Origin of the sequence: Treponema sp. J25 (assembly GCF_004343725.1) — a bacterium.
Taxonomy (GTDB): domain Bacteria; phylum Spirochaetota; class Spirochaetia; order Treponematales; family Breznakiellaceae; genus J25.
Genome location: NZ_PTQW01000003.1, coordinates 180,154 through 204,686, shown reverse-complemented (window position 1 = coordinate 204,686; position 24,533 = coordinate 180,154). Strand labels below are relative to the sequence as shown.

Below are 24,533 nucleotides of genomic sequence, written 5' to 3'. Positions count from 1 at the left end.
GCCCTGGGCGAAGAAAAAAACCGCCGCGAGACCGCCCGGCGGATGAAGCAGGAACAGGTGTCAATAGACATTATCATGAGAGTTACCGGTCTTTCCCGGGAGGAGATTGAGGAACTGTAAGTATAGCTGGAGGGATGAGCCTCTGGGACCTCTAGGGATTCCGCGACCTTCAAGGGGCGGGGCCCCAATTCCCTCTAGCGGCGCCCAGGCACGCCCCCTGAGGAGTCCCGGGGCGGTGGGTATTAGCGCACAGCAAGGGCCCTCTACCTTTCGCGTGTGCAGGACCGTTTCGAACCTGTCTACTGCTGAGTAAGGGACGTCTATCAAGATGGAAATACAGGTTGCCCGAACAGCATCCCGACAATTTCTTTCACTTACTAAGCGTTTTTTATCCCCTTCGAGAAAAAATCCGAAAGAAATTTTCCGCCACCTGAGCGGCTAAGGCTCCTTCTGAAAGGGCCTCCCCCTTTCCCTCTCTAAGCTCGGCCGCTTCTTGCACAATCCGGGGGAGATCCCTATACGATGCATAAGGGGCGCCCCGCTGGCCCTGATAGGGGGCATCGGTCTCAAACAAAAGGCGTTCAACGGGAATCTGCGCACAGACTGCCCGGGCCTGTTTGTGGTTCAAAAGGAGGGTATTCCCGAAAGAAAAGTAGGCCGCCACCCCCCGTTGCAACAGGGAAAGAGCCTCGCCAGGGGTTCCCGAATAGGAATGGAACACTACAGCCGGTAGTTTTTTAAGAAGAGGCACATAGGAAAAAATAAGATGCATGGCCCGCCGCACATGGAGCACCACCGGGAGAGAATACTGGCGGGCCAGGGCCAGTTGGTCTTCGAAGATACGGCGCTGCACTCCTTCCGACACTTTGAAGGAATCATCATATAAATCAAAGCCCACCTCCCCAATGGCAGCTATTTTCCCTTCCGTAAGGGCCTGTTCCAAAACTGAAAAAGATTGGGTCACCCCATCCTCCCCTTCTTTACAGAGCTGGGGATGGACACCAAAACACAAAAACAGCGGCGGTCCCCCGTCGGTGCGGGATGCGTGAGCAAGTTTCTCGTGAAATTCCAACTCTGCCCTGTTCCAGGAACTCGCGGCGGCGGCAACCCCCAGGGCCTTTCGTTCGGCCTCTGCATCCGGATACCAACAGGACAAATCGTAGGGATGACAGTGGGCATCGGTAAACATGGCTCTACTATATCATAAAGGGTGGGTAAAAAAAATCCGATATTCATCATAGGAGGATATCCATGAAGCGCTACTGCATTAAGTGTGAACCTGGTCGAGTAGAATTTTTGGATGTACTGCGCAAAACAGAAACAGGCTACGTGGTTCAGGTTATCCGGGTCCGAGATGGGTATGAAAAAAAAATCGACGAGGTCATGAGCGAAGAATTATTTAATATGTGCCTTAAAACAGGCTTTATTTACGAAATGAAAGAAAACGCCTCCAGCGTCGCTTAACCGACAGAATCTGAACAGATAGGAACTGAGCAAAACGGGGACACCCCCGGCGTATATTTTCATAGAAAGTTGCACTAAAGAGTCGATGCATACCGGGGGCCAATGGCCCCAGGAACGCAACCTAATGTTTCACTTCCACCCGCTCTACTTCCCGTTCTGCCAGGCGAACCCCCAGGGCTTTAACCCCCTTCACCAGAAAATCTTTGGCTTTAAAGGACTCTTTAGTGATTTTAATGCGAGGTTTAGGCACATAGTAGAGCGTAAAAGTAAAGGAATCGCGACTATCCAGATGGAGTACCTGAGCGCCCTCGGGGACAAGGGTATACTCCTTATTCAGGATCCAGCCTTCAATGGTGCACCGTTTGATATAGGGATATCCCTTTTCTGGATCCCGATAAATGATGGTAAAAATCGTCTGAGCTAAAGATTCCTTATCCGCAATACCAATCCACCAGGCCCCGGGACCCACAAAGAGTTTTTCCGGCACGTCGGTTACCACATAGGTTCCGTTATTTCGAATAATAAGGAGCCGGTCAAAGGGAGAGACGGTGGCCACCACTGTACCGGCGTTCACCGCGGTTCCCAGGTAGCCCTTTTCTCCATCATAGCGGAGTTCCAGATCCCGTTTTACCACCTCTTTCACATCAACCCGTTCGAAACTGGTAAGCTCCGTTTTTCTCTTACCCCGACCTAAGTCCTCATTTGCCTTAACCTTAGCGATCACACTATCCAGATAGCTAATAGCATAGGCGGTAATATTTTTAAGATGTTTTTCTATCTCCTTAAGTCGGGACTGGATTTCCTGAACCTCCGCCTTTGCCTTGTTAATATCGTAGAGGGAGATACGACGGATGGGGATCTTAAGCAGGTGCTCCACATCCTCATCGCTGACGCCTCGCTTCCCTATTTCTTTGAGGAAGGGAACAAAACCATCCTTTACCGCCTTGATTACCGTCTCGGCGGTTTTCATCTCCTCAATTTTTTTATAAATCCGCTCCTCGATAAAAATTCGTTCCAGCGTTCGCAGGTGCAGCTTATCCAGGAGTTCTCCCTTTTCCAACTCCAGTTCCTTTGTCAGGATCGTTACCAGCTGCCGGGCATGGTGTTCCACCACCTCTGTAACGCTCATGGTAACGGGTAAGCCATCCCGGATCACCAACAGGTTTACCGAAATCGACTGTTCACACTCCGTAAAGGCATAGAGGGCATCGACCACCTCGGGAGCATAGACTCCCCGGGCAAGTTTTATTTCGATCTCTACCTGGTCGGTAGTAAAATCAGAAATAGATTGAATTTTGATTCTCCCCCCCCGGGCTGCCGTCTCTACGCTGGTAATCAGACTTTCGGTGGTAGAACCATAGGGAAGTTCCCGAATCACAATCCGTTTGGGGTCCGAAAGGTCGAGCTTTGCCCGCACCCTGACCCTGCCATTGCCATCTTTATATTCAGAAACGTCCGCGAGGCCCCCTGTAGGGAAATCCGGATAGAGGGTAAAGGGTTTTCCCATAAGGCAGGCCTTTTCTGCCTCGAGCACCTCGATGATGTTGTGGGGAAGAATCTTCGTGGACATGCCGACCGCAATCCCTTCGGCCCCCAGAACAAGGACCACCGGAATCTTGGCGGGAAACACGATAGGTTCCTTATTCCGTCCGTCGTAGGAATCCACCATCGGCGTAAGCTTGGGGTTATACAGCACATCCCGAGCAAGGGGGGTAATTCGACACTCAATATACCGGGCCGCCGAGGCCTCATCCCCGGTAAAAAGATTTCCAAAGTTCCCCTGTTTCTCGATAAACAGGTCCTTGTTTGCCAGCACCACCAGGGCAGCCCCGATGGAGGCATCCCCATGGGGATGATACTTCATACAGTGGCCGATAACATTGGCCACCTTATGGAACTTACCATCGTCCATTTCAAAGAGGGAATGGAGGATACGCCGCTGTACCGGCTTAAGCCCATCTTCCAGGTCAGGAATAGCCCGATCCTTAATGACATATGAGGCATACTCTAAGAAATTTTTTTCAAAAATACTTTTGATATAGGCCATATCGTTCCTCTACACCTGGATGTCCGCCACCAGGTTTTTCATGATGTAGTCCCGTCGTTCGGGGGTGTTCTTTCCCATGTAAAATTCCAGTACCTGGGGCACCGTCTTAAGGCTGTTGATGGTCACCGGAATAAGCCGCATATCAGGCCCGATAAACTGGCCAAATTCCTTGGGGCTTATTTCCCCAAGCCCCTTGAAGCGGGTTACCTCCACCGAACCGCCCAGGGCCTTTATCGCCTCGTCCCGTTCTTTTTCGGTATAACAGTAGCGGGTTTCCTTTTTGTTCCGTACCCGGAAGAGGGGAGTCTCCAGGATAAACACATGGCCCCGACTCACCAGTTCCTCAAAATAGCTCAGAAAGAACGTAAGCAGCAAATTACGGATGTGGAAGCCATCGAAATCCGCATCGGTGGCAATGACGATGCGGGCATAGCGAAGGCCGGACACGTCATTTTCTATGCCCAGGGCCATCATCATGTTATAGAGTTCCTCGTTTTTATAGATGGCGGTCCGTTTTTTCCCATACATGTTTTCGGGTTTTCCCCGGAGGGCAAAAATCGCCTGGGTCATCACATCCCGACAGGCCACCATGGAACCGGCCGCCGAATCCCCCTCGGTGATGAAAATAGTGGAATTGGCTCCCTTTTCCCCATCTTCCAGATGATACTTACAATCCTTTAGTTTGGGGATTTTAAGGGCAATCTTCTTTGCCGCTTCCCGGGCCTCTTTTTTTACCACATTGAGTTCGGTCCGCAGCTTTTCATTGGAAAGGATCTTTTCTTCCAGCTTTCGTGCTTCTTCAGGATTTTTGTGGAGCCAGTCCTCCACAGCCGTACGGGTTTCCTGCACAATCCAGGGACGAATATCGGAATTGCCTAGTTTATTCTTTGTCTGGCTTTCAAACACCGGATTCTGGAGTTTAATCGCGATGGCCGCGATAATTCCTTCCCGCACATCCTCACTTTTATATTCTTTTTTGAAAAAAGCCTGCACCCCTTTCAAAAACCCCTCTTTAAAAGCCGAAAGATGGGTCCCTCCATCGGAGGTATACTGGCCATTCACGAAAGAAAAATATTCTTCTCCGTAGTTGTTCGTATGGGTAAAGGCAAGCTCAATCCGCTGTCCCTTATAGTAACCAATAGCATACAGGCCCTCACTGCCCGTTTCTTCCAGAAGAAGATCGTAAAGCCCCCGCTCCGACCGGTAGGGTTTCCCATTCAGCACCAGGGTCAGCCCCGCATTGAGGTAGGCATAGTTCCAGATTCGCCGTTCGATAAATTCCAGGTTAAACGAATAGGACCCAAAGATTTCAGGGTCCGGAGTAAATTCCACATAGGTTCCGTTGGGTGGGCTTTCTTTGCCTTCGGGAAGCTTAATTTTTCCCCGCCGTTCGCTCTGGAGCACCCCCTGGCGGAACACCGCCTCTGCCATCTCCCCATCCCGGATAGAAAGGACCCGAAAATGGCTCGAAAGGGCATTGACCGCCTTGGTTCCCACGCCGTTTAAACCTACGGAAAACTGAAAAACCTCATCATTATATTTTGCTCCCGTGTTGATCACCGAAACACATTCTACCACTTTACCCAGGGGAATGCCCCGGCCATAATCCCGGACTTTAACAGTGTTATCCTTGACTTCAACCTCAATCCTGTCCCCATATCCCATGATGTATTCATCGATGGAGTTATCGATAACTTCTTTCAGGAGGATATAAATACCATCATCCGGATTTGAGCCATCCCCCAATCGACCAATATACATGCCGGTGCGCAGCCGAATGTGCTCTAACGAAGAGAGGGTTTTAATTTTTGACTCATCGTACTGTGCAGAAGTGGTAGATTTCATGTTTTTATAATACGGAAAGAACTTTTTCTTGACAATCCGGCAAGTCGGCCTCATCATAGAGCAAGGGGAAAAAAACGCCAGGGGCGTTCCCTCTGCACTCACGCGGGGATGTGCATCACCTTGAGGAGAGGCCACCATGAGCTACACCACGGATCTGGTAAAGAACGTATCCTTAGCCGGACACGGCGGTACGGGCAAAACAAGTTTGTTTGAACGACTTCTTTTTGCCGGCGGGGTCATTCCGAAACCTGAAACCATTGAATCGGGAAAAACCGTCAGCGATTCCAGTCCCGAAGAAATCGAACGAAAAATTTCAATTTACACTGCCCTGGGCCATGTAGAATGGAAGGGTAAAAAAATCAATATCTTTGACACCCCCGGCTCTTCTGATTTTGTGGGGGAGGTAATCTCTGCCCTCCGGGCCACTGAACTTTGCATTGCCGTGGTAGACGGACGGGCAGGAGTCCAGATCGAAACGCTAAAACTCTGGAGAACCCTGAACAGTCGGGGAAAGCCCCGGGGTATTTATATTACAAAGATGGACGATGATCGATCTGACTTTGAAGCGGTACTGGAGGATATAAAAGAAAAATTGAAGATCGATCCCTTCCCCTTCTTCCTCCCTATGGGAAAGGGTTCCTCCTACAGGGGGGTCATCGATGTGCTCAATGAACGGGCCTACTTTGTACAAGAAGGAGGGCTCGAAAAGGAAGGGCCTATCCCTGCGGAGTACCAGGACCAGGTACGGGCCATGCGGGAACGGCTTATCGAAGCCGCCGCCGAGGGGGACGACACCCTCATGGAACACTACGTAGACAAGGGCTCCCTGGACGCAGAGGAGATGCACCTTGGACTCATCGAAGCTCTGGCGGAACATAAGTATGTTCCGGTATTCTGTGGATCGGCCCTTAAAAATTCGGGTATTATTCCCTTTATCGATATCATGGCCGACATTGCGCCGGATCCCCGCACGGCCCGGGACCTTGTCCAGGAAACAAGTGGGGAAGAACGGGAAGTAGAAATCGACCCAAACAAACCCTTTGCGGGCCTGGTGGTAAAAACCGTATTCGATCAATTTTCGGGGAAACTTTCCTGGGTAAAGGTGTTCGAGGGGAAACTTTCGGCGGATTCGGAAATTCTTAACGTCCGGGAAAATAAAAAAGAGCGTATAGGAAAGTTGTATCTGTGCCAGGGAAAGAAACTGGAAGAAGTGCGGGAATTGTATGCGGGGGACGTGGGCATTATTACCAAGGTAACAAGCCTGCATACCAACGATAGCATTACCGATCCGGTAAATCCCCTTCTCTTTGTTCCCCTCAAGCTTCCTGAACCGGTGCACATGGTGGCGGTTCACGCGGCTCAGAAAAAAGACGAGGATAAACTGGGAGAATTTCTCCTGCGGGCCACGGAAGAAGATAAGACCCTTCGGTATGAGTACAATACGGAAACAAAAGAAGCGATCATTGGGGGAATGGGGGAACTCCATATCGCCATTGTGCTCGACAAGATCCGTAACAATCAAAAAATAGAAATCGAAACCCGGCCTCCCCGGGTGGCCTATCGAGAGACGATCACCAAAAAAGCTAATGCGGAGTATACCCACAAGAAGCAAACCGGCGGCCACGGTCAGTATGCCCGGGTTGTTCTGGACATCGAACCCCTCCCCCGGGGAGAAAACTACAAATTTATCAATGCCATCTTTGGGGGAGCTATCTCCAAGGGCTACATTCCCGGCGTAGAAAAGGGGGTCCTCGAGGCCATGCAACATGGGGTTATGGCGGGCTATCCGGTGGTGGATGTGCAGGTTACGGTGGTGGATGGGAAGGAACATCCCGTGGATTCTTCGGAACTGGCCTTTAAGCTGGCCGCCCGGAATGCCTTTAAAGAGGCCATGAAGAAAGCAAGCCCCACCCTCCTTGAGCCCATCATGAATCTGACCGTTTTTGTGGAAGAAAAGTACCTGGGAGATATCATGTCGGATCTTTCGGGGAAACGGGGAAAAATCCTCGGACAGAACTCCATCGGCGGTGGCATCGAAGAAATTCGGGCCCAGGTTCCCCAGGCAGAACTCCTGCGCTATTCCATCGATCTACGTTCCATGACGAGTGGTACCGGTTCTTTCAGTGTGGAATTTGACCACTACGCACCGATCAGCGGCAAGATCGCAGAAGAGGTAATAAAAGCCGCCGAAGCATTCCGAGTACAGGAAAGTGAAGAATAATACAAAAGGAACAGGGGTTGGTCCCTACGGTGACAAATCATACTTTTGTGTACGGAAAATAGGGAGGGTGCCCTAGGGCACACAAGAAAGGTCCTGACTCAGCGGCGCAGCCAGGGCCACCCCCATATATAAAAAGGAGGTGAAAGCCGGAAGAGCCGGACAGAGCCGGCCCGGCAAAAGGGAAGTATAGTAGTAACGTGCCGCTGCTTCCCACAATCAAAAGGAGGGGCCCGTGGTAGAAGAATCTACCACGGGTTTTTTATTGATCCTCCCCAAGAAGTTTCACCCGGGATTCAAAAAAACTGGTGATATGGTTTGGGTAAAAATAAAAAGAGGAGGGGAGCCTGTCCCCTCCTCTTTTTATATATCGGCCACTCAGGAAACAAACAGTGTAACCTTCCCAGCCTCACCTTTATTTTCGCTCAGCCATAGGAACATAGGGAAGTCGGGGCTGCACACATTTATAGGCGGGACGAATAATCTTACCACCGGAAATAATTTCCTCCATTCGGTGGGCACACCAGCCTGCTACCCGACTCACCGCAAAAAGTGGGGTATACAGTTCACCGGGAATCCCGAGCATGTGGTACACAAAGCCAGAATAGAAGTCCACATTGGTACAGATCGATTTATCCGCCCCTTTTACCTGTTTGAAAACAATGGGGACCAATTTCTCTATCGTTCTATAAAGGTTAAATTCCTTTTCGAAACCCTTTTCCTTGGCAAGCTCCGCCGCCTTATCTCGCAGGAGCGTTGCCCGCGGATCCGATTTGGTGTATACCGCGTGTCCCTGACCATAGATGAGCCCCGTTCTATCAAAGGCTTCACCCTTCAATATCTTTATAAGGTAGGCCGCTACTTCATCCTCATCTTCCCAGTTTTTTACGCCTCTTTTGATATCCTCCATCATGCCCATCACCTTGATGTTGGCGCCCCCATGTTTAAAGCCCTTAAGGGAACCAACCCCTGCGGCGATAGCCGAGTAGGTATCCGTATCGGCAGAAGAAATAAGATGCACCGCAAAGGTAGAGTTATTCCCTCCTCCGTGCTCCGCATGAAGGATAAGGGCAAGATCCAGGATTTCCGCTTCCAGGGAGGTAAATTTTTTATCCGGCCGGATAAGGGAAAGAATCGTTTCTGCCGTAGAGGACAGTTTCTCGGGGGTGTGGATAAAGAGGCTTTCATGATCGTAGTAATGTTTCTTGGCCACATAGGCATAGGCGACCATGGTGGGGAAACGAGCAATGAGTTCCAGACACTGACGGAGGACGTTTTCATACGAAAGGTCTTCGGGGTTCGGATCATAGGCGTAACAGGTAAGAACCGAACGGGCCAGCTTGTTCATGATATCCGGCGATGGGGCCTTCATAATAGCGTCTTCTGCAAAATTATCGGGAAGGCGCCGGTGTTCCGCGAGAAAATCGTTAAATTCTTCCAGTTGTTCTTTAGTGGGGAGCTGACCAAACATCAACAGGTATACCGTTTCTTCAAAGCCATAGCGGTGTTCTTCCTGCACATAGCGAACGATATCTTCTACATCGATACCCCGATAGTACAGTTTCCCATCCACCGCGATTCGTTCATTCTCATCGATGATATACCCATGCACATCCCCAACCCGGGTAAGCCCTACCAGGACCCCCGTACCATCCGCATTTCGCAGTCCCCGTTTGACGTTGTACTTAGCATAGAGTTCTGGATCGATTTTGTTATTTTCTAGCACCATCGACAGATAGGTATCCACCTTCATAGGCCCCCCTTGCAATGCATATTTATGCATCTTATTTAAGCATATTCTGCATACTTATGCAATACGTATCTGAAAAAATCTTCAGAGGATTCCTCAAGACAAGGGAATAAGCCCCCTTGCTCGTTACACCAAGGGCGAGGATAGTGTACGTAGAGTTTCCTAATATTGCAGTACCTTAAAGTAATGGTATATACTGAGGTACCATGAAAAATCCCCTTATCAAAGAACTATTAGCTCTCGAACCGCAAGGACAGGAAGTCCATGTTCAAGGGTGGGTACGAACCAAGCGGGAGCTTAAGAACCTAGTATTCATTGAAGTAAATGACGGGTCCTGTTTCAGGAGTATCCAGTGTACCTTCGATCTCAACACACCTCTGGATGAACCAAGCCGCGAGGCCATTAAAGAAATAAGTACCGGCGCCGCGGTTCACATCGAGGGGAAACTGGTCCCTTCCCCTGCAGAAGGGCAACCCCTGGAAGTGGCAGGGACCCGGGCCGTTCTGGTGGGGCCCGCACCGGCAGAAAGCTATCCCCTACAGAAAAAACGCCATTCCTTCGAGTTTTTACGGGAAATAGCCCATCTGCGAGCACGAACCAACACATTTGGAGCCGTTGCACGGGTACGCAGCAGGCTTGCCTTCGCGATCCACCAATTTTTTCAGAGCCGCGGCTTCCAGTATATTCACACGCCCATCATTACCGCAAGCGACTGCGAAGGGGCAGGGGCGATGTTTCAGGTAACCACCCTCGACCTTGAAGGCCTTGCCCGCTCAGGGAAACCAGTGGATTATACCAAAGACTTTTTTGGTAAGCCCAGCTATCTTACCGTTTCAGGGCAGCTCGAAGCGGAAACCTACGCCACTGCCCTTTCCCGGGTGTATACCTTCGGGCCTACCTTCCGGGCAGAAAATTCCAACACCACCCGACACTTAGCAGAATTCTGGATGGTAGAACCGGAGGTCGCCTTTGCCCACCTTGAGGACGATATGGAATTGGCAGAAGAGTTCCTTAAAGAACTCTTTACGGTGGCCCTTACAGATTGCAGAGAAGACCTGGAATTCTTTGATTCCCGGATCCAGAATGGTATCATCCGCACCCTTGAACAGGTGGTCCAGTCTCGCTTTACCCACATGACCTACACGGATGCGATTCGGGAACTCGAGAAAAAGGCGGATCGTTTTGAATTTAAGCCTTCCTGGGGGTGTGATCTTCAGAGTGAACATGAAAAGTACCTTACCGAAGAAGTAGCCCACGGTCCGGTCATTGTGACCGATTACCCGAAAGAGATTAAAGCCTTTTATATGAAATTGAACGACGATGGCAAAACCGTCCGCGCCATGGATGTTCTTGTACCCCGGCTGGGAGAGATTATTGGTGGTTCTGAACGGGAAGAACGGCTCGAAGTGCTGGAACGGCGCATCCTTGAACTGGGGATGAAGCTGGAAGACTACTGGTGGTATCTGGACCTGCGCCGCTTTGGCACCGTTCCCCATGCGGGTTTTGGATTGGGCTTTGAGCGGCTCATTCTGTACGTCACCGGCATGACCAACATTCGGGATGTGATACCCTATCCCCGGGCAGTAGGACAGGCAGATTTTTAACCTCTACCGGAGGCTTTAAACCAGGCAAAGCACAAAATAGCAAGAGGGGAACCGTGGCCAGCCTCCATGCAAAGAATGATGAGGGAATGGTGTTGTTCTGGTACCGGGAGCTCTGGGGCCCCTCCTCTTCTTTCTCTTTAGTCTTTCTTTCTGGAGCGATCCCATGAGAATGGTCGGGTCTCTTGTCCCATGGGGGATTTTGGTTGGAATGCTCCTCTTTCCCTGGGAGACCCTCAGGGCAGAAAAAGTTTCCCCTGTCCCGTCGGCTCCCCTCGAAAAGGCGGAAAACTTTCTTTCACCCCTTCCGTTCCCCATAAAAGAAACGCCCCTGCTCCAGGCAGGGTCGGCGATCCTTATAGACGCTACTACGGGGAAGATTCTCTATGAAAAGAATGCGGACCTTTCATTTCCGCCGGCATCCTTAACTAAACTGGTCACCATGTATCGGGTGCTGGAGGCCATCCAGGAAGGGAAAACTTCCCTGAAGACGGTGCTTACCCCACCCCAGGAAAGCTGGGCCATTAACCAGCCAGCGGGGTCTTCGCTGATGTTCCTTGGACCAGGACAGAGGGTAAGCGTGGAAGAGTTACTATTGGGGCTTGCAGTTGCCTCCGGTAATGATGCGGCGGTAGCCCTGGCCATTCATATCGATGGTTCGGTACCGGCCTTTGTACAGGGGATGAATCGCCTGGTTAAGACTCTTGGATTAGAACAGACCTTTTTTGTGGAACCCGCTGGCATTTCAGCGGAAAACCGAACCACTGCCCGGGATTTTGTCCGTTTTTGCGCAGCATATATCAACATCTTTCCTGAAGCCCTTTCTCAATATCATAGGGTAACGCAGATTTCGTATCCCCTTTCGCATAATCTTTCTCGGCCTGCCGGTAACACTAACCCCATCATCCAGCAGAACCGAAACGGCCTTCTCGGACAATTCGAGGGAGTAGATGGACTTAAGACAGGATACATCCAAGAGTCAGGATACAACATGGCCGTCACGGCCCGGCGGGGAAATACCCGTCTTCTGGCGGTACTTCTCGGGGGTCCCGGGAGAACTACGGCAGAAGGCTCTGCCATTCGGGAACAGGACAGTCGTACCCTCTTAGAGTGGGGCTTTAGCCATTTTACCACCCTCTTTGCCCACATAGAACACCTTGAACCAGTGCGGGTATGGAAAGGAAAAGTCCGCTCTATCACTCCCCAGGTGGGAGCCTCCCTGGCGTTTACGGTTCCCCGTGAGCGGGCTTCCGGTGTTCACTGGGAACTGAACTATCAGGAACCCCTTATTGCCCCCCTCCCACAGGGGACACCTATTGGAAGGCTTCGCTTCTTTGATGCCACAGGGACCCTCTACGAAGTTCCCCTTATCAGTGGAGAAAGGGTAGAAAAAGGCCCCTGGTGGCGACGTATCATGGATACCTGTATACTTTTTTTCAAGAGCCTTTTCAGAAGCTAAGGGAATATTTCCCTGGGGCCACCATACAACTTCTCGTGCCCCTAGTAAAGATTGAACTTTTTTCGGACCAGCAACGGGAAGCCCCTATTTTTTCAATCCCTCTTCCACAAGACGGGAGACCGGAACCATCTGGTACCCTTCCCTTTTCAATCCTCTGACAAGAAGATCCAGGCGCTGAAAAAGGTAGTCCCGGCGTCCCTCAGGATTCTTTCCCAATGCAATGGGGATTACAAAACCCGGCTGAGCCTGAGATATGATGGTCTCCACGAGTTCTCCCCCATCCCGATAGGGCAGGAGGTTCCGTTTCTGTTCAGCCAGGCCCACCCAATCAAGGGGATCCAGATCTCGCCGTACCGTTCGGTACCCCCCCTCTTGAGCAGCCATTTCGATAAGAGAAGAGCCCACATAAAAAGGAGCATGCCAGAGGGGAGATAATTCAAAGCCGGTGGCCTTAAAATACTCATCCTCATTGCGAGCCAGTCCCCGTTTAATAAAGTCCCCATCTATGGTGTATTTTCGATCCGCCATATTGATAGGAGCAAAGAAGAGATTTCCCACTTCGTGTCCCCGCCGGGCAATGTCCGCCGCCGCTTCAGGGTATTTACGTACAAACTCCCCATTCACGAAAAAGGTACTGCGAATTCCATACCGTTCGAGCACCTCCAGGACCTCCGGCAACCCTTCTACCTGTTCCATAAGATCGAACACCAGGGAAAGATAGGGTTTGGTCATTTTCCGGGGAGCCTCATATTTTGGGAAAACCGGTCGAGTCTCGGCCCGCTTCATAAAACGAACCATGGGGAAATTTCGATAATAACTGCTTTCCTGGATCTCGAGATACACCCGATAGGTTTCATTGCTTGTCTGGGCCTGCCGAAATTGTCCTTCCCCGGCGGCAAGGGGTATCCATCTTGTTTTTTTATCATCCAGGGCATAGCGCCGTTCCCCTGCTTCCATCAGCACTTTCCCAGAAACAGCATCAAAGCCATAGCGGGAAGCCGAAAGAAGGGCCACAAAAGTGCGGGGATCCTCCGTTTTTTGCTCCCCAAGGGTATACTGGTATACCCCTTCTCGTTCCACATAGACACAGCGGTTGTCGCTCAGCCATTGGGCATGAAATATCGCCCCTTTACTAAGACGCGCCAGTTCCTGTCCCTTTTCGAAATCCAGAATAAGGGCTCCCTCCTTTCCCCAGAGGAGGAGTTTTTTTTCGTCAGGGGAAAGGGTCCCTTTTTCTCCAAAGGGTTTTTCGAGGGGGGTAAAATACTGATTCCCCCCCGTTCCCTGGAGATTCAGGCGATACATCAACGAAGCACCATCAGAAAAAAGAGGAGAAAGGAGCACCCAAATAATCCCCGCCTTTGACCAGAATACAGAAACCTTCCGTGTTGATGCGGGAAATGCTACATAGGGGAAGGATCCATTTTCAGTATTGTAATAAAGGGCCCTTCGCAGGGGATAATAAAAAAGGTGGGTTCGATCTTTTAAAAAGAGAATCCCCTTTCCATCGGGACCTATCCAGTAAGAATCAAAGGTATCATCGAAATCAAAAGGAAGGGTCCCTACCATGGTTCCCATGGGAAGAAAATCCGCATAAACAGAACGGGTAGAAAGCTCTACCGATCGGGTGCGATATACCGAGGTTCCCTTTATATAATACAGGTTCCCCCCTTCATCCCAGAATACTCGAGAGATGTGTCCTTCCCCTACAAGCCGGTACCGTTCATCAATGGCTAAGCTTCCTTCGAGAAGAGCCACCGAGTGATAATAGAGCCGATCGTTGCGCTCATACACAAAGGTCCTGCTGTCGGGACTCCATCGTGCGGGAAGCTCCGTATCCCCCCGGAGAATTCCCGTAGCGATTTCGTAGATCTGTTTTTTTTCAACCTGATAGGCACAGAGGGTTCCAAAGGCTGCTGTCTGGGCTTTGATAAAAAGAAGCCACTTTCCATCCGGTGAAGGCACAATAGCATCCCCTTCACCAGGCAGAAAAGGAACGGTGGCTTCTACGTGCGGATATACCGCAAGCGGCTGGGGAAGCCCCAGGGTTTCATTTATCATATATACCCCAAAAGAACTTTGCAGGAATATCCGCTTGCCATCGTTACTGATAGTGATATCCCGGTCGGGGAACACGGTCAGGGCCGTAAGAAGTTGATCCGAAAGAGAAAGGGCGTAGCAGGCTTCTCCCTTCGTATGCCGGGAGCCTTCCTGCTGGATCCGAAAGAGCATTTCTCCCTGGGAAGAAAGATCGAGTCCTTCAAAAGAAACCACCGTATTGGCAGAAAGAGATAGGCCCTGGCCCCACGTCAGGACCCCAATAAAAAACATGAAAAGAAGAGAATTACCGTTCCACTTTTGCTTCATCTTTACAGTCTTCCTTTCGTGATCGTGATTCCAGAATTTCGGTTAGCTCCTGTTCCAATTCCTTAAGGGTTTGCTCCATCTGCCTGAGGCGTTCTATTTTTGCCCGGGCGTCTACCTGGGTAAGTCCCTCACAGGCGGTATCTACCATCGTCTGAAACAGGGCTGTTTTTTTCTCTCCCCCATCCATCATAGGTCCCCCGTATTACAACAAGCGGGCAGCCAGTTCTGCCAGTTCACTCCGTTCTGTTTTAAACAAGGTAATATGACCAAAAAGGGCATTCCCTTTAAAAGATTCTACCAAATACGTCAACCCATTTGAATTAGCATCCAGATACATGTTGTCAATCTGGTCGGGATCCCCGGTAAGAACGATTTTTGAGTTATAGCCCACCCGAGAAACGATGGTTTTAATTTCATGGGGCGTCAGGTTCTGGGCTTCATCGATAATGATAAATTGGGATGGCAAGGAGCGACCTCTGATATAGGTAATAGCCTCGACCTCAAAGAGCCGTTCTTTAAAAAGCTGGTCCATGTTTTTAATAGTACTCCGTTTACCCAGGGAAAGGAGGAACTCCAGGTTATCATAAATGGGTTCCATCCAGGTAGCGAGCTTGGCCGATTTTTCTCCCGGTAAATAGCCGATATCCTTCCCCAAAGGAACGATAGGGCGAGAAATAAGGACCCGCTCATATTTTTTTTCATCCAGAATGAGGTGGAGGGCCGCGGCGATCGCCAGGAGGGTCTTCCCCGTTCCTGCCCGCCCAACAAGGGTAACACAGGGTATCGAGGGGTTTAATAACAGGTCCAGGGCCGCCCGCTGCCGTTCATTCCGGGGCATAATACCAAAACACCGTTCTTCCGAAAGAGCACAGGGAACGAGCTGCTGGGAACTTCCTTCATAGCGGGCTAAAAAGGTGCGTTCTCCCCCCCGTTCTTTAAAATACACATACTGGTTTGGGAGGAGAATTTCTTTCGATGGCCCGGGAATTTGCTGGACGAGTTCAGTAAAAGCATCCGACCCTACTTCGATCTCCCGGATCCCTTCGTAGAGGGTGGCGGCATTTACCTTTTGTTTTTCATAATCCACCGCTTTAAGGCCAAGCACCGTAGCCTTTACCCGGGCATTGATATCCTTCGACACGAAGAATACCATTTTACCCGAGGAAAGCAACGATGCGGCCTGAAGAATTATCCGGTTATCGTTGGTATCCAGGGGAAGATCCGCCGGGGGGTGATTAATTCCCCCAAAAATAACCCGTAAAACCGAACCGTTATCGAGCTTTACCCCTTTTCGGACATCTCCACCCCGAATTGCCCGATTCAAATACCGAATCGCTTCCCGAGCGTTTTTTCCCCGTTGATCCGAATAGGTTTTTAATTTATCGAGCTCTTCCAGAACTACCAGGGGAATCGCAATTTCACTATTCCGGAATGACTCTATCGCTTCGGGGAAATGAATGAAAATATTTGTATCCAGAACAAATACCTTTGAATTTACGTGGGACATACCTTTCACAGTGTACTACGGTTGTGAAAGGTATGCAAGAAATACCTTTCTTTTTTATTTACTGGTTTCCCACTATTTCGGAACGTTGCAGTACCTCTGCTGGTTTTCCAGACTGCTCTGTATCAAAAGCTCGAATAAGGGTAACCACCGCTAACAAAGCTATAAGAACAAATACGAGCTGACGCATGGGACCTCCCCTTCTTGAACAAGGTGATTGTACCATTTCTTGGCACTATACGCAAGGGTTTTCAAGATAGTGCAAAATTTTTCAGGGTAATACCGACAGGGGATTAATTGCCTGCCCGTTTTTAAAGACCCCAAAATGTAAATGGGGTCCCGTACTGTACCCTGTAGTGCCCACCGTTCCAATAATCGCGCCCTGGGAAAGGCTTTGCCCTTTTTGTATTCTGACACTATCCAGATGAGCATACATCGTTTGATACCCCCCATCATGGCTTAGAATGACATAGTTTCCATACACCATGTTAAAACCTACCGCCGCAACGCGCCCTTCCCGGGAAGCAGGTACTGGGGTTCCCAGGGGAGCCACTATATCAATGGCCGCATGGAACCGTCGATCACCGGTAAAAGGATCTTCACGCCAGCCATAGGGACTACTAATACGACCTTTTATAGGCATGATAAAGAGGGTCCCCAGTACCCGCTTAAGCTCGGTAGGATTCATTTTAGCTCCGGGCAAAAACAGGACCGTTCCCGGTATAATGGTGGCACTCGCTAAATCGTTTGCATCCAGAATAGCCGTCATGGGAATCCCCCATTGACGGGAGATCCGAGAAAGGGAATCTCCCCGCTGTACGGTATACAGAATACCATCCATATTGGGAATTTTAATGGTACTCCCCACCCGTAACAGTCGGGCAGAACTGAGATTATTAACCGAAACAATCGTATCGATGGCAAGAGAAAAACGCCGCGCAATAGAAAGAAGGGTATCTCCCTTCTGAACTCGATAGGTTTTCCACGAAAAAAGTTCCGTGAGATCCAGAGAACCCTCGTCAGTTTCTAAGGATTGAGACACCGGAGGAGGAGACACATACTGAGTAAGATGTTGTTGAATGTCCCGATGGGTAGTTTTTTCTATCATCCCTTGATCTAAGGAAGCATAAAAAAGAGTAAGGGAAGGCAAAGAAACCAGAGAAAAACCCCTGAGGTTCTGGACAACAAAAAAACAGGAGGTCCCCAAAAGGGATAAAGCGATAAGAAGTCCTAGCAACGATGGTTTTTCTAAATCAGAAAAAGTTGGTGCCATACGAGGAGCGGGAAGAACAAGGGGCGATCTTTTTTTATAAATCACCCCATGCATAAGGGTTTTCGAAGAAAACGAAATGGGCCGGGGAGTGAAACGCCGATGTTCTATCCGCTGTTTTTTAAGTAATCCTTGCATCATGTTCTATTTATCGACAGAACGGACCATGTCCATTATACTGGAACACCATGGAGAGTCGGTCTAACGTTACCCTGCCGGACAGGGATCTCATAGGGCTTATACTACTCGCCTTTGTAGTAGCGCTGATAGTTCGTCTGTGTTGTTTTGATCTAGCCGTCACAGAAGGTTCTTCAATGAGCCCCACCATTCCTCCAGGAAGAATCATTTTTATCAATCGCCTGGCCTATGGATTCCGCTTTCCCTGGCAACGTCACTATGTACTTCGCTGGTCCACTCCGCATCCAGGGGACATTGTGGTGCTTCTCTCACCGCAGGGGAAAATAGCGGTAAAACGATGTATCAGCCTCACTGAACATGATTTCTTTTTTGTAGAAGGAGATAATAAGGCGGTATCCTATGATTCCCGTCATTATGGGCCTGTACCGATTGATTTTATTACGGGAAAAGTAGTAGGAATACGATAATGGGAAAAGTTTCATACGACCATTCGGTACTTGTCCCCACAAAAGCCCGTTTCTTATTGGTCTTAGGTGTTCTTATACTTCTTCTAGGGGGACTTTTTGTCCGTTTCATTTTTCTTATGACAGACAATGAGAAACCGATAGAACAGGTAGTGATTCCCTCCGTCAAAGAACGGGGCCCAATCATGGATAGAAATGGGAAACTCCTGGCGGTGCAGGCCAAATTTGCCCACGTAAGTATCTGGAAACCTTCCAGTACGGATCCAACAAAAACAGCAGAGCTACTGGCTCCCCTCCTGGATATGTCCGCCGGGGAAATAAAAAATATCATCAATCAGTCAAAAAATAATTTTGTTTACCTCAAAAAGCGAATCGATGAAGTGACTGCCCGTTCTATCGAGGAAGTAAAACAAAAATACAAACTGCAGGAAGTAAAGGTAGAATACACAAGTGGCAGAATATACCCGGAAAAAAGATTGGCCAGTGCTCTTATCGGCTTTGTGGGAGAAAATAACCATGGCCTTGGTGGTATCGAATACGCCCTGGATAGTTTCCTGTATCCCCAGGAAGGAAGCTCCTATGGGAATCAGGTGGTTCTTACCATAGATATTCAGGTGCAACGAATACTAGAAGAAATAGCCCAGAAATCCCTGGACACCAATAAGGCCGACGGGGTAATCATGGTTGCCATGGACAGTCGGACTGGCGAAATTCTGGGCTATGTATCACTTCCTTCTTTTGATCCCAACGATATTAGCACTTCCCGAGAAGAAGAACGACAGGATCGCATCGCCCAGTTTGCCTATGAACCGGGCTCGGTATTTAAGGTTTTCTCTATCGCTTCCATGCTCGACCTGGGCGCCATTACCGATAGTTCAACCTTTTACTGTAATGGTCAATATGAAAAAACTACCCGAAGTGGAGAAACCATAACCATTAAATGTATGGGATCCCATGGAACGGTTCATCCCCGGGAAATCATTACCTATTCCTGTAATGCCGGCGCCGCCTATGCGTCAGACCAGGTAGATTCGGTAGCCTTCTATACTAAACTTCTTGATCTTGGGTTTGGGGCAAAGACCCCCCTGGGACTTCCGGGAGAAACCGCTGGTTTTTTACGACCCGTACAACGATGGTCCGCCCGTTCAAAACAGACTATTGCGATGGGCCAGGAAGTCGCTGTTTCGGCCCTTCAGGTCCTCCAGGCAACAACCGCCGTCGCCCAGGATGGTCTTCTCCTTACCCCCTCCGTAGTAAGTCGCATTCTTAACGCCGATGGGAGCATCCTGAAGCAAAACGTACCCCAGGGGAAACAGGTGTTCCAACCCGAAACAGCCCGACTCCTGCGCAGTTACATGGCCAGTGCGGCTTCTACCGGTGGCACCGGGTATCGGGCCCGGGTAGAGGATATACCCATCGGCGTAAAAACAGGGACGGCCCAACTTATCGATCCCAAAACAGGGGCCTATTCGAAAACCGATTATATCGCCAGTTGTCTTGCCATTTTACCAATCGATAGACCTCAACTCATCCTGTATCATGTAGTTATAAAACCTAAGGGACCATCTATTCACGGCGGCCGAATATCCACTATTCCTATTCGAGAAGCCGCAGATGCCCTGGCAGACTACCTCGCCATTCCTCGAGGGAACAGTCCTCAGGTCCAACATAGCGGAACCGTTCAGTTACAAGTCCCCCCCTTGCCCCAGATAACCGATACGGTTCCCGACCTACGGGGATTAGGGAAAAAGCAACTCCTTCCTTTGCTATTACGGGACGATATCACCATAGACATAAAAGGCGATGGGTGGGTCCAGCGACAGGATCCTCCGCCGGGGACACCCCTTAAGCCAGGAATGGTTATCCATGTGGAGCTAGAATAACCATGCGTGAGGCAAATTACCGAGCCCTTACCCAGAGCTTTCCTGAGTTACTCCGGATTTTCACCACGCCCCTTACGCCACCTTCTTTTCAGCATAGCTTTATTGCCACCAATTCAGGATATCCCTCCCTTATGATAGAGGGAAAACATGTTCATTCCCCCCGGGATCCTATCCGGGAAGCAGAACGAATAGCCGCAACGGTCCCAGATAGGGAAGCCCCCCTGGTGGTGCTTGGTTTTGGTCTTGGGTACCTTCCCCTGGCGCTCCGCCAGCGCTTTCCCCATCGCCCCCTCATCATTATTGAACGCCATGGGTTCTTCATTCAAAAAGCCCTGGAACTTGTGGACCTTTCCCCTCTTTTTCTGTCAACGACAGAAACAACAAAGGGCTCCCTGTTCTGGATCATAGGAGGAGAGCCGGCTCAATTGCTGGAAATTCTCCGTCGCATCGAAGCAGAGCAGTTTCACCCCATTGCGGAGCCCCCCCCAGACCTTATAACGAACCCCACCTTATATTCTCTTGACAGGGAATGGTATGACCCTTTCCTTGAGGCTTTGCACCATTGGGAACAGAAACATCGTATTAACCGGAATACCCTTCGAAAATTCGGGAAACGCTGGGTGAGCAACCTTCTCCACAACCTTCCTGAGATCCAGAACACCCCTGGTATTACGTATTTTTCCCAGAAGCTCCAGGGGATTCCCACCCTTATCGTTGCGGCAGGGCCGTCCCTCGACGAACTGCGGCCCTTTCTGAAAGAACTCTACGACCGATGTTGTATCATCGCAGTAGATACGGCCCTGCGGTTTTTGCTTCAAGAAGGAGTAGCCCCTGATTTTGTCATGGTGATGGACCCTCAGTATTGGAATTACCGCCACCTGGACCACTGCTCCCTTGAACAAAGCGTGCTCATCACGGACACCACCGTCTATCCCGGAGTCTTCCGGACAAAACGGCGGACCACCTTTTTCTGCAACACCCCCTCTCCCCTCGGGCTATGGGTTGAACAAAGCCTCGCTCAGCGGGGACTCCTTGGGGCAGGAGGCTCCGTAGCGACCTCTGCATGGGATTTTGCCCGATACACGGGAGCTCACCCCCTCTGGATTGGGGGACTTGATCTGGGCTTTCCGGACTATCAAACCCATTACAAAGGGGCCCTGTTCGAAGAACGGACCCATACCAGGGCCTTTCGCTTCAGGCCCCAGGCCACGGAGCTCTTTCAGGTGCTGCGGAGCGGGAACCCCCGTCAACGGTACGCGATGGATGGTCAGCCCCTGTGGACCGACGAGCGGATGCTCCTGTATGCCCACTGGTTTGAAGAGCGATTTGCCCACTATCCTGAGGCAGTGCCCCGGAGCCTGAGCTCACGGGGACTTGCCATTCGGGGACTACAAAAGGGATCCCTTGAAGAGCTCCTCGCCATGCCCCTCCAGCGACAAAAGATCAATGAAACCCTGCGACAACTGGTGGTTGAAGCCCAGGCCCAATTCGAAGCAACCTTCCCTTTGTCGGAACGGGAAAAAATCCTCAGCCAGTGGATCCAGAGGGCCTGGCAGGAGTTAGAGCATCTTGAAAAAGGCGTGGATAAAATAGGGCTTTCCTCAAAAAGAGGCTGGGTCCCCCTCTGTATCGAAAGCGGTCAGCACCCCTTCCCTACAACGCAGACCCCTTCCCCCGGGCATACAAAAAGCAAGGATCAATTCTTCCTGTACACTCAAGCCAGCCCCTTGTCTCCTCTTTTAGATTTTGTGATGGCATCCCTTCAAAATGAAGGTTCTGAGAATTCTGAATCTCTCAACATGCAATCAGGCTCCATCCAAAAGCCTCCCCTTTCTCCAGGTACGGGGACCCCCCTCCTGCAGGGGATTAACTACCTTAAAACTCGATTAGCTCCCTATCTTTCTTTGTAAAAACATCAAAGGTGTCTCGGGCCTTTCTCAGATTCACCCAAGAAGGCTTTGAGAAAGGCCCCCAGTTCTCCCCTTCCCCTTTTCTGGATAGAAGTATAAAAAGAGGGACCAATTCGTATCAAAAACTATAAAGAACTGACGCCTTTTGGTCGATACAAAAGGTAATGGTGGATAATCCCCCATGGAGACGGTGCGCGTATCGACGTCCAGGCGCATCGTCTTTTTTTATTTCCAGAAACCAGCGGGGAAAGTACTTCCCTTACAGAGCCCTTAGGTTCCCCCGGAATATCAGATCCCATCGGGGACCTGTCGATAGGTCTGCAAGAACGTCTTCAGGCGTCCCAGGGCATCCGCCAAGGTTGCCGTATCCGGCAGGAACACGATACGGAAATGGTCCGGCTCAAACCAGTTAAAACCGGTCCCATGGACCAGGAGAATGTGCTGACTCCGGAGGAGATCCATCACAAACTGTTCATCATTGGTGATGTTAAAGCGCTTCGTATCTATCCGCGGGAAACAATACAGGGCTCCCCGGGGGGGCACCACCGAAAGGCCGGGGATACTATTCACCAGGGACACACAGAGATCCCGCTGCTCCTTAAGCCGTCCTCCCGGTAAGACCAGGTCCCGAATACTCTGATAGCCTCCCAGGGCCGTCTGAATGCCATACTGGGCCGGCACATTGGCACAGAGCCGCATGTTCGAAAGCATCTCAAGACCCTCCCGATAACCTGCGGCGAGCTTTTTATTTCCCGAAAGCACCATCCAGCCTGACCGGAATCCCGCTGCCCGGTAGGCCTTTGAAAGACCATTAAAAGTAATGGTAAGAATATCGGGATTGATAGAAGCCATGGGAACATGGGTAGCCCCATCGTACAGGATTTTGTCGTATATTTCGTCGGCAAATACGATAAGCCCATGCTCCGCCGCAAGATGGGCAATGGCTTCCAGGATATCCCGCTCATACACCGCGCCGGTGGGATTATTGGGATTAATAACCACGATAGCCTTGGTGTTACTGGTTATCTTGGAAGCCAGGTCCTTGATATCGGGATTCCAGGCCGAGGCCTCGTCGCACCGATAGTGAACGGCGGTCCCCCCCGAAAGATTTACCGCCGCGGTCCACAGGGGATAATCGGGGGCAGGGATTAACACTTCATCGCCCTCATTCAAGAGGCCCTGCATGGCCATCATGATAAGCTCACTTACGCCGTTCCCAATAAAGATATCATCCACCGTAACATCCATGATACCCTTTTCCTGGAACTCCTGCATCACCGCCTTGCGGGCAGGAAACAGACCCTGGGAATCGCAGTATCCCTGGGCATTCTGCAGATTCACGATAATATCATGGAGGATTTCATCCGGTGCGGTAAATCCAAAGGCCGCAGGATTTCCTATATTCAGCTTTAAAATACGGTAGCCCTCTGCTTCAAGTCGCTTTGCTTCCCGGAGTACGGGGCCCCGAATATCATAACAGACATTGTCTAACTTGTGGGATTTTTCAAAGCTTCTCATAGGTTGCTCCTCTTTGAATATAGTGTATACATTTCTGAATGCTTTACCCCAAAAAAGGGGCCCGCTTATTCCGATAATCCTTTTAACGCTGGCGGAGCTTTTTTCTGCCCCAGCCCGGCATCCCCGGGGTCCCTTTACCGTTTCTCTTGCGGTCCTTTACACCGTCGCTATCACTCCATGCCGATCCTGTCCCCTTATAAAACGGACAGTCCTTTACACCTTTGCCCCTTCAACCTTTTTTCAGGTATATATGAGAAGGGCGGCCTCCGCAAGGGGTTTAGCCAGGATAGCAATAGCCAGATCTCCCTGGTTACGGGAAAGTTCCCGCTCCCATCGGGATCGATCGGGGACCATGGATCGAACCCGTTGCAGGGCCCTTGTAACCAGGTTTTCCCACCGTTCTTTTTCGGCAGGGAATGCCACCAGGAGACTCTGCCGCACAAAGTAAGCCGCCAGCGCCACCACGAGGGGTTCCGAGGCCTGTTCACAGAGTTCACTAAGCACGGGGCCTGCTTTTTCATAGTTCCGGGTATACAAAAGAGAAAAGGCATAATACAGGGAAATCCACTGTTCCTGGGCTTTTTTCCCGTTATTTCGGTATCGTGAAAGAAAGGAAATCGCTTCCTCGTGGCGGGATTCCAGAATATAGGCAAGGCCAAAGATAAGGGCGATCTTTTCTAACAACCGGGGCTTTTTCTGGCGCAGGGCGCTTTCGAGCCGATGGAGACCGGTAAAATCAGAAAGGACCACATAGGTATGGGCCAACAGATTCACCAGATAGGGGAAAAATCGCTGGCGATCCAGGATCCGCCCTTCCAGATAGTGGGCCAGGGCAGGCCAATCTTCCCGTTCAAGCAGGGTAAAAAGGGGGCGATTGTAAAAGTAAAAACCGTTGAGGATAGCCAGAATAATGATAAAAAAGAGGGCGAGGGGCCAGTTAGATTGCCAGAAAGAAAGAGCAAAAGAAGGCCCCAGGATAAAAAAGGGGAGGGCAAATACAAAGAAAAATGATATAATAAGCGATACATTGAACAGGAAGAATAGTGATTTGAATTTCAATTGGTTTCTCCTTATATTTACCGAAAATGATAGAAG

General features: G+C 50.3%; 18 protein-coding genes. 7 read left to right on the top strand and 11 right to left on the bottom strand.

Going from position 1 to position 24,533, the window contains the following annotated elements:
• Positions 1-388: 388 nt before the first annotated feature.
• On the bottom strand, positions 389-1,189 hold the full coding sequence (locus C5O22_RS01005) for a TatD family hydrolase (RefSeq protein ID WP_132779263.1): 801 nt from the start codon (positions 1,187-1,189) through the stop codon (positions 389-391).
• Between the two features lie 62 nt (positions 1,190-1,251).
• Between C5O22_RS01005 and C5O22_RS01000 the strand changes: the two genes are divergently transcribed.
• A complete protein-coding gene (locus C5O22_RS01000) occupies positions 1,252-1,464 on the top strand; it encodes a hypothetical protein (protein WP_132779261.1) in 213 nt (70 codons plus the stop codon).
• 121 nt (positions 1,465-1,585) lie between these two features.
• Here the strand turns inward: C5O22_RS01000 and C5O22_RS00995 are convergent, their stop codons facing one another.
• Positions 1,586-3,511, bottom strand: coding sequence for a DNA topoisomerase IV subunit A (locus C5O22_RS00995; RefSeq protein WP_132779259.1), 1,926 nt, complete (start codon positions 3,509-3,511; stop codon positions 1,586-1,588).
• A gap of 9 nt (positions 3,512-3,520) precedes the next feature.
• Positions 3,521-5,356 carry a DNA topoisomerase IV subunit B gene (locus C5O22_RS00990; protein ID WP_132779257.1) on the bottom strand — a complete coding sequence of 612 codons (1,836 nt, stop codon included), beginning with the start codon at positions 5,354-5,356 and terminating at the stop codon, positions 3,521-3,523.
• Between the two features lie 136 nt (positions 5,357-5,492).
• On the opposite strand from C5O22_RS00990, the gene fusA reads away from it, so the two are divergent.
• A complete protein-coding gene (fusA, locus tag C5O22_RS00985) occupies positions 5,493-7,577 on the top strand; it encodes an elongation factor G (protein WP_132779255.1) in 2,085 nt (694 codons plus the stop codon).
• A gap of 412 nt (positions 7,578-7,989) precedes the next feature.
• On the opposite strand, the gene C5O22_RS00980 is transcribed toward fusA, so the two are convergent.
• Positions 7,990-9,327, bottom strand: a complete 1,338-nt coding sequence (locus C5O22_RS00980; RefSeq protein WP_132779253.1) for a citrate/2-methylcitrate synthase — start codon at positions 9,325-9,327, stop codon at positions 7,990-7,992.
• 203 nt (positions 9,328-9,530) lie between these two features.
• Between C5O22_RS00980 and asnS the strand changes: the two genes are divergently transcribed.
• Positions 9,531-10,928, top strand: a complete 1,398-nt coding sequence (gene asnS / locus C5O22_RS00975; protein WP_132779251.1) for an asparagine--tRNA ligase — start codon at positions 9,531-9,533, stop codon at positions 10,926-10,928.
• Between the two features lie 163 nt (positions 10,929-11,091).
• On the top strand, positions 11,092-12,384 hold the full coding sequence (locus tag C5O22_RS00970) for a D-alanyl-D-alanine carboxypeptidase family protein (RefSeq protein ID WP_132779249.1): 1,293 nt from the start codon (positions 11,092-11,094) through the stop codon (positions 12,382-12,384).
• 84 nt (positions 12,385-12,468) lie between these two features.
• On the opposite strand, the gene C5O22_RS00965 is transcribed toward C5O22_RS00970, so the two are convergent.
• The 5 genes from C5O22_RS00965 to C5O22_RS00950 all read right to left on the bottom strand — a co-directional run bounded on the left by C5O22_RS00965 (position 12,469) and on the right by C5O22_RS00950 (position 17,666).
• A complete protein-coding gene (locus C5O22_RS00965; RefSeq protein WP_132779247.1) occupies positions 12,469-14,751 on the bottom strand; it encodes a polysaccharide deacetylase family protein in 2,283 nt (760 codons plus the stop codon).
• On the bottom strand, positions 14,729-14,941 hold the full coding sequence (locus tag C5O22_RS00960) for a hypothetical protein (protein WP_132779245.1): 213 nt from the start codon (positions 14,939-14,941) through the stop codon (positions 14,729-14,731). The genes C5O22_RS00965 and C5O22_RS00960 overlap by 23 nt, the downstream gene beginning before the upstream one ends.
• A 12-nt stretch (positions 14,942-14,953) precedes the next feature.
• The gene (locus C5O22_RS00955; protein WP_132779243.1) at positions 14,954-16,258 is read right to left on the bottom strand and encodes a PhoH family protein; all 1,305 of its coding nucleotides are present in this window, start codon (positions 16,256-16,258) and stop codon (positions 14,954-14,956) included.
• A gap of 58 nt (positions 16,259-16,316) precedes the next feature.
• Positions 16,317-16,445 (bottom strand): hypothetical protein, encoded by a 129-nt coding sequence (locus C5O22_RS13705; protein ID WP_279432181.1) that lies wholly within the window; start codon positions 16,443-16,445, stop codon positions 16,317-16,319.
• Between the two features lie 81 nt (positions 16,446-16,526).
• Entirely contained in the window at positions 16,527-17,666 is a 1,140-nt protein-coding gene (locus C5O22_RS00950) for a peptidoglycan DD-metalloendopeptidase family protein (protein WP_132779241.1), read from the bottom strand.
• Positions 17,667-17,713: 47 nt separating this feature from the next.
• Between C5O22_RS00950 and lepB the strand changes: the two genes are divergently transcribed.
• Genes lepB through C5O22_RS00935 form a run of 3 tightly spaced genes read left to right on the top strand, consistent with a single transcriptional unit; the run spans position 17,714 to position 21,920 of the window.
• Positions 17,714-18,130 carry a signal peptidase I gene (gene lepB, locus C5O22_RS00945; protein WP_132779239.1) on the top strand — a complete coding sequence of 139 codons (417 nt, stop codon included), beginning with the start codon at positions 17,714-17,716 and terminating at the stop codon, positions 18,128-18,130.
• Entirely contained in the window at positions 18,130-20,010 is a 1,881-nt protein-coding gene (locus C5O22_RS00940) for a penicillin-binding protein (RefSeq protein ID WP_132779237.1), read from the top strand. The genes lepB and C5O22_RS00940 overlap by 1 nt, the downstream gene beginning before the upstream one ends.
• Before the next feature lie 2 nt (positions 20,011-20,012).
• Complete coding sequence (locus tag C5O22_RS00935) at positions 20,013-21,920, top strand: motility associated factor glycosyltransferase family protein (RefSeq protein ID WP_132779235.1); 1,908 nt, start codon at positions 20,013-20,015, stop codon at positions 21,918-21,920.
• A gap of 288 nt (positions 21,921-22,208) precedes the next feature.
• Here C5O22_RS00935 and C5O22_RS00930 read toward each other — a convergent pair whose 3' ends face one another.
• Together C5O22_RS00930 and C5O22_RS00925 are read right to left on the bottom strand one after the other, a co-directional pair.
• A complete protein-coding gene (locus C5O22_RS00930) occupies positions 22,209-23,438 on the bottom strand; it encodes a pyridoxal phosphate-dependent aminotransferase (RefSeq protein WP_132779233.1) in 1,230 nt (409 codons plus the stop codon).
• Positions 23,439-23,678: 240 nt separating this feature from the next.
• Complete coding sequence (locus tag C5O22_RS00925; protein ID WP_132779231.1) at positions 23,679-24,497, bottom strand: hypothetical protein; 819 nt, start codon at positions 24,495-24,497, stop codon at positions 23,679-23,681.
• Positions 24,498-24,533: the final 36 nt, after the last annotated feature.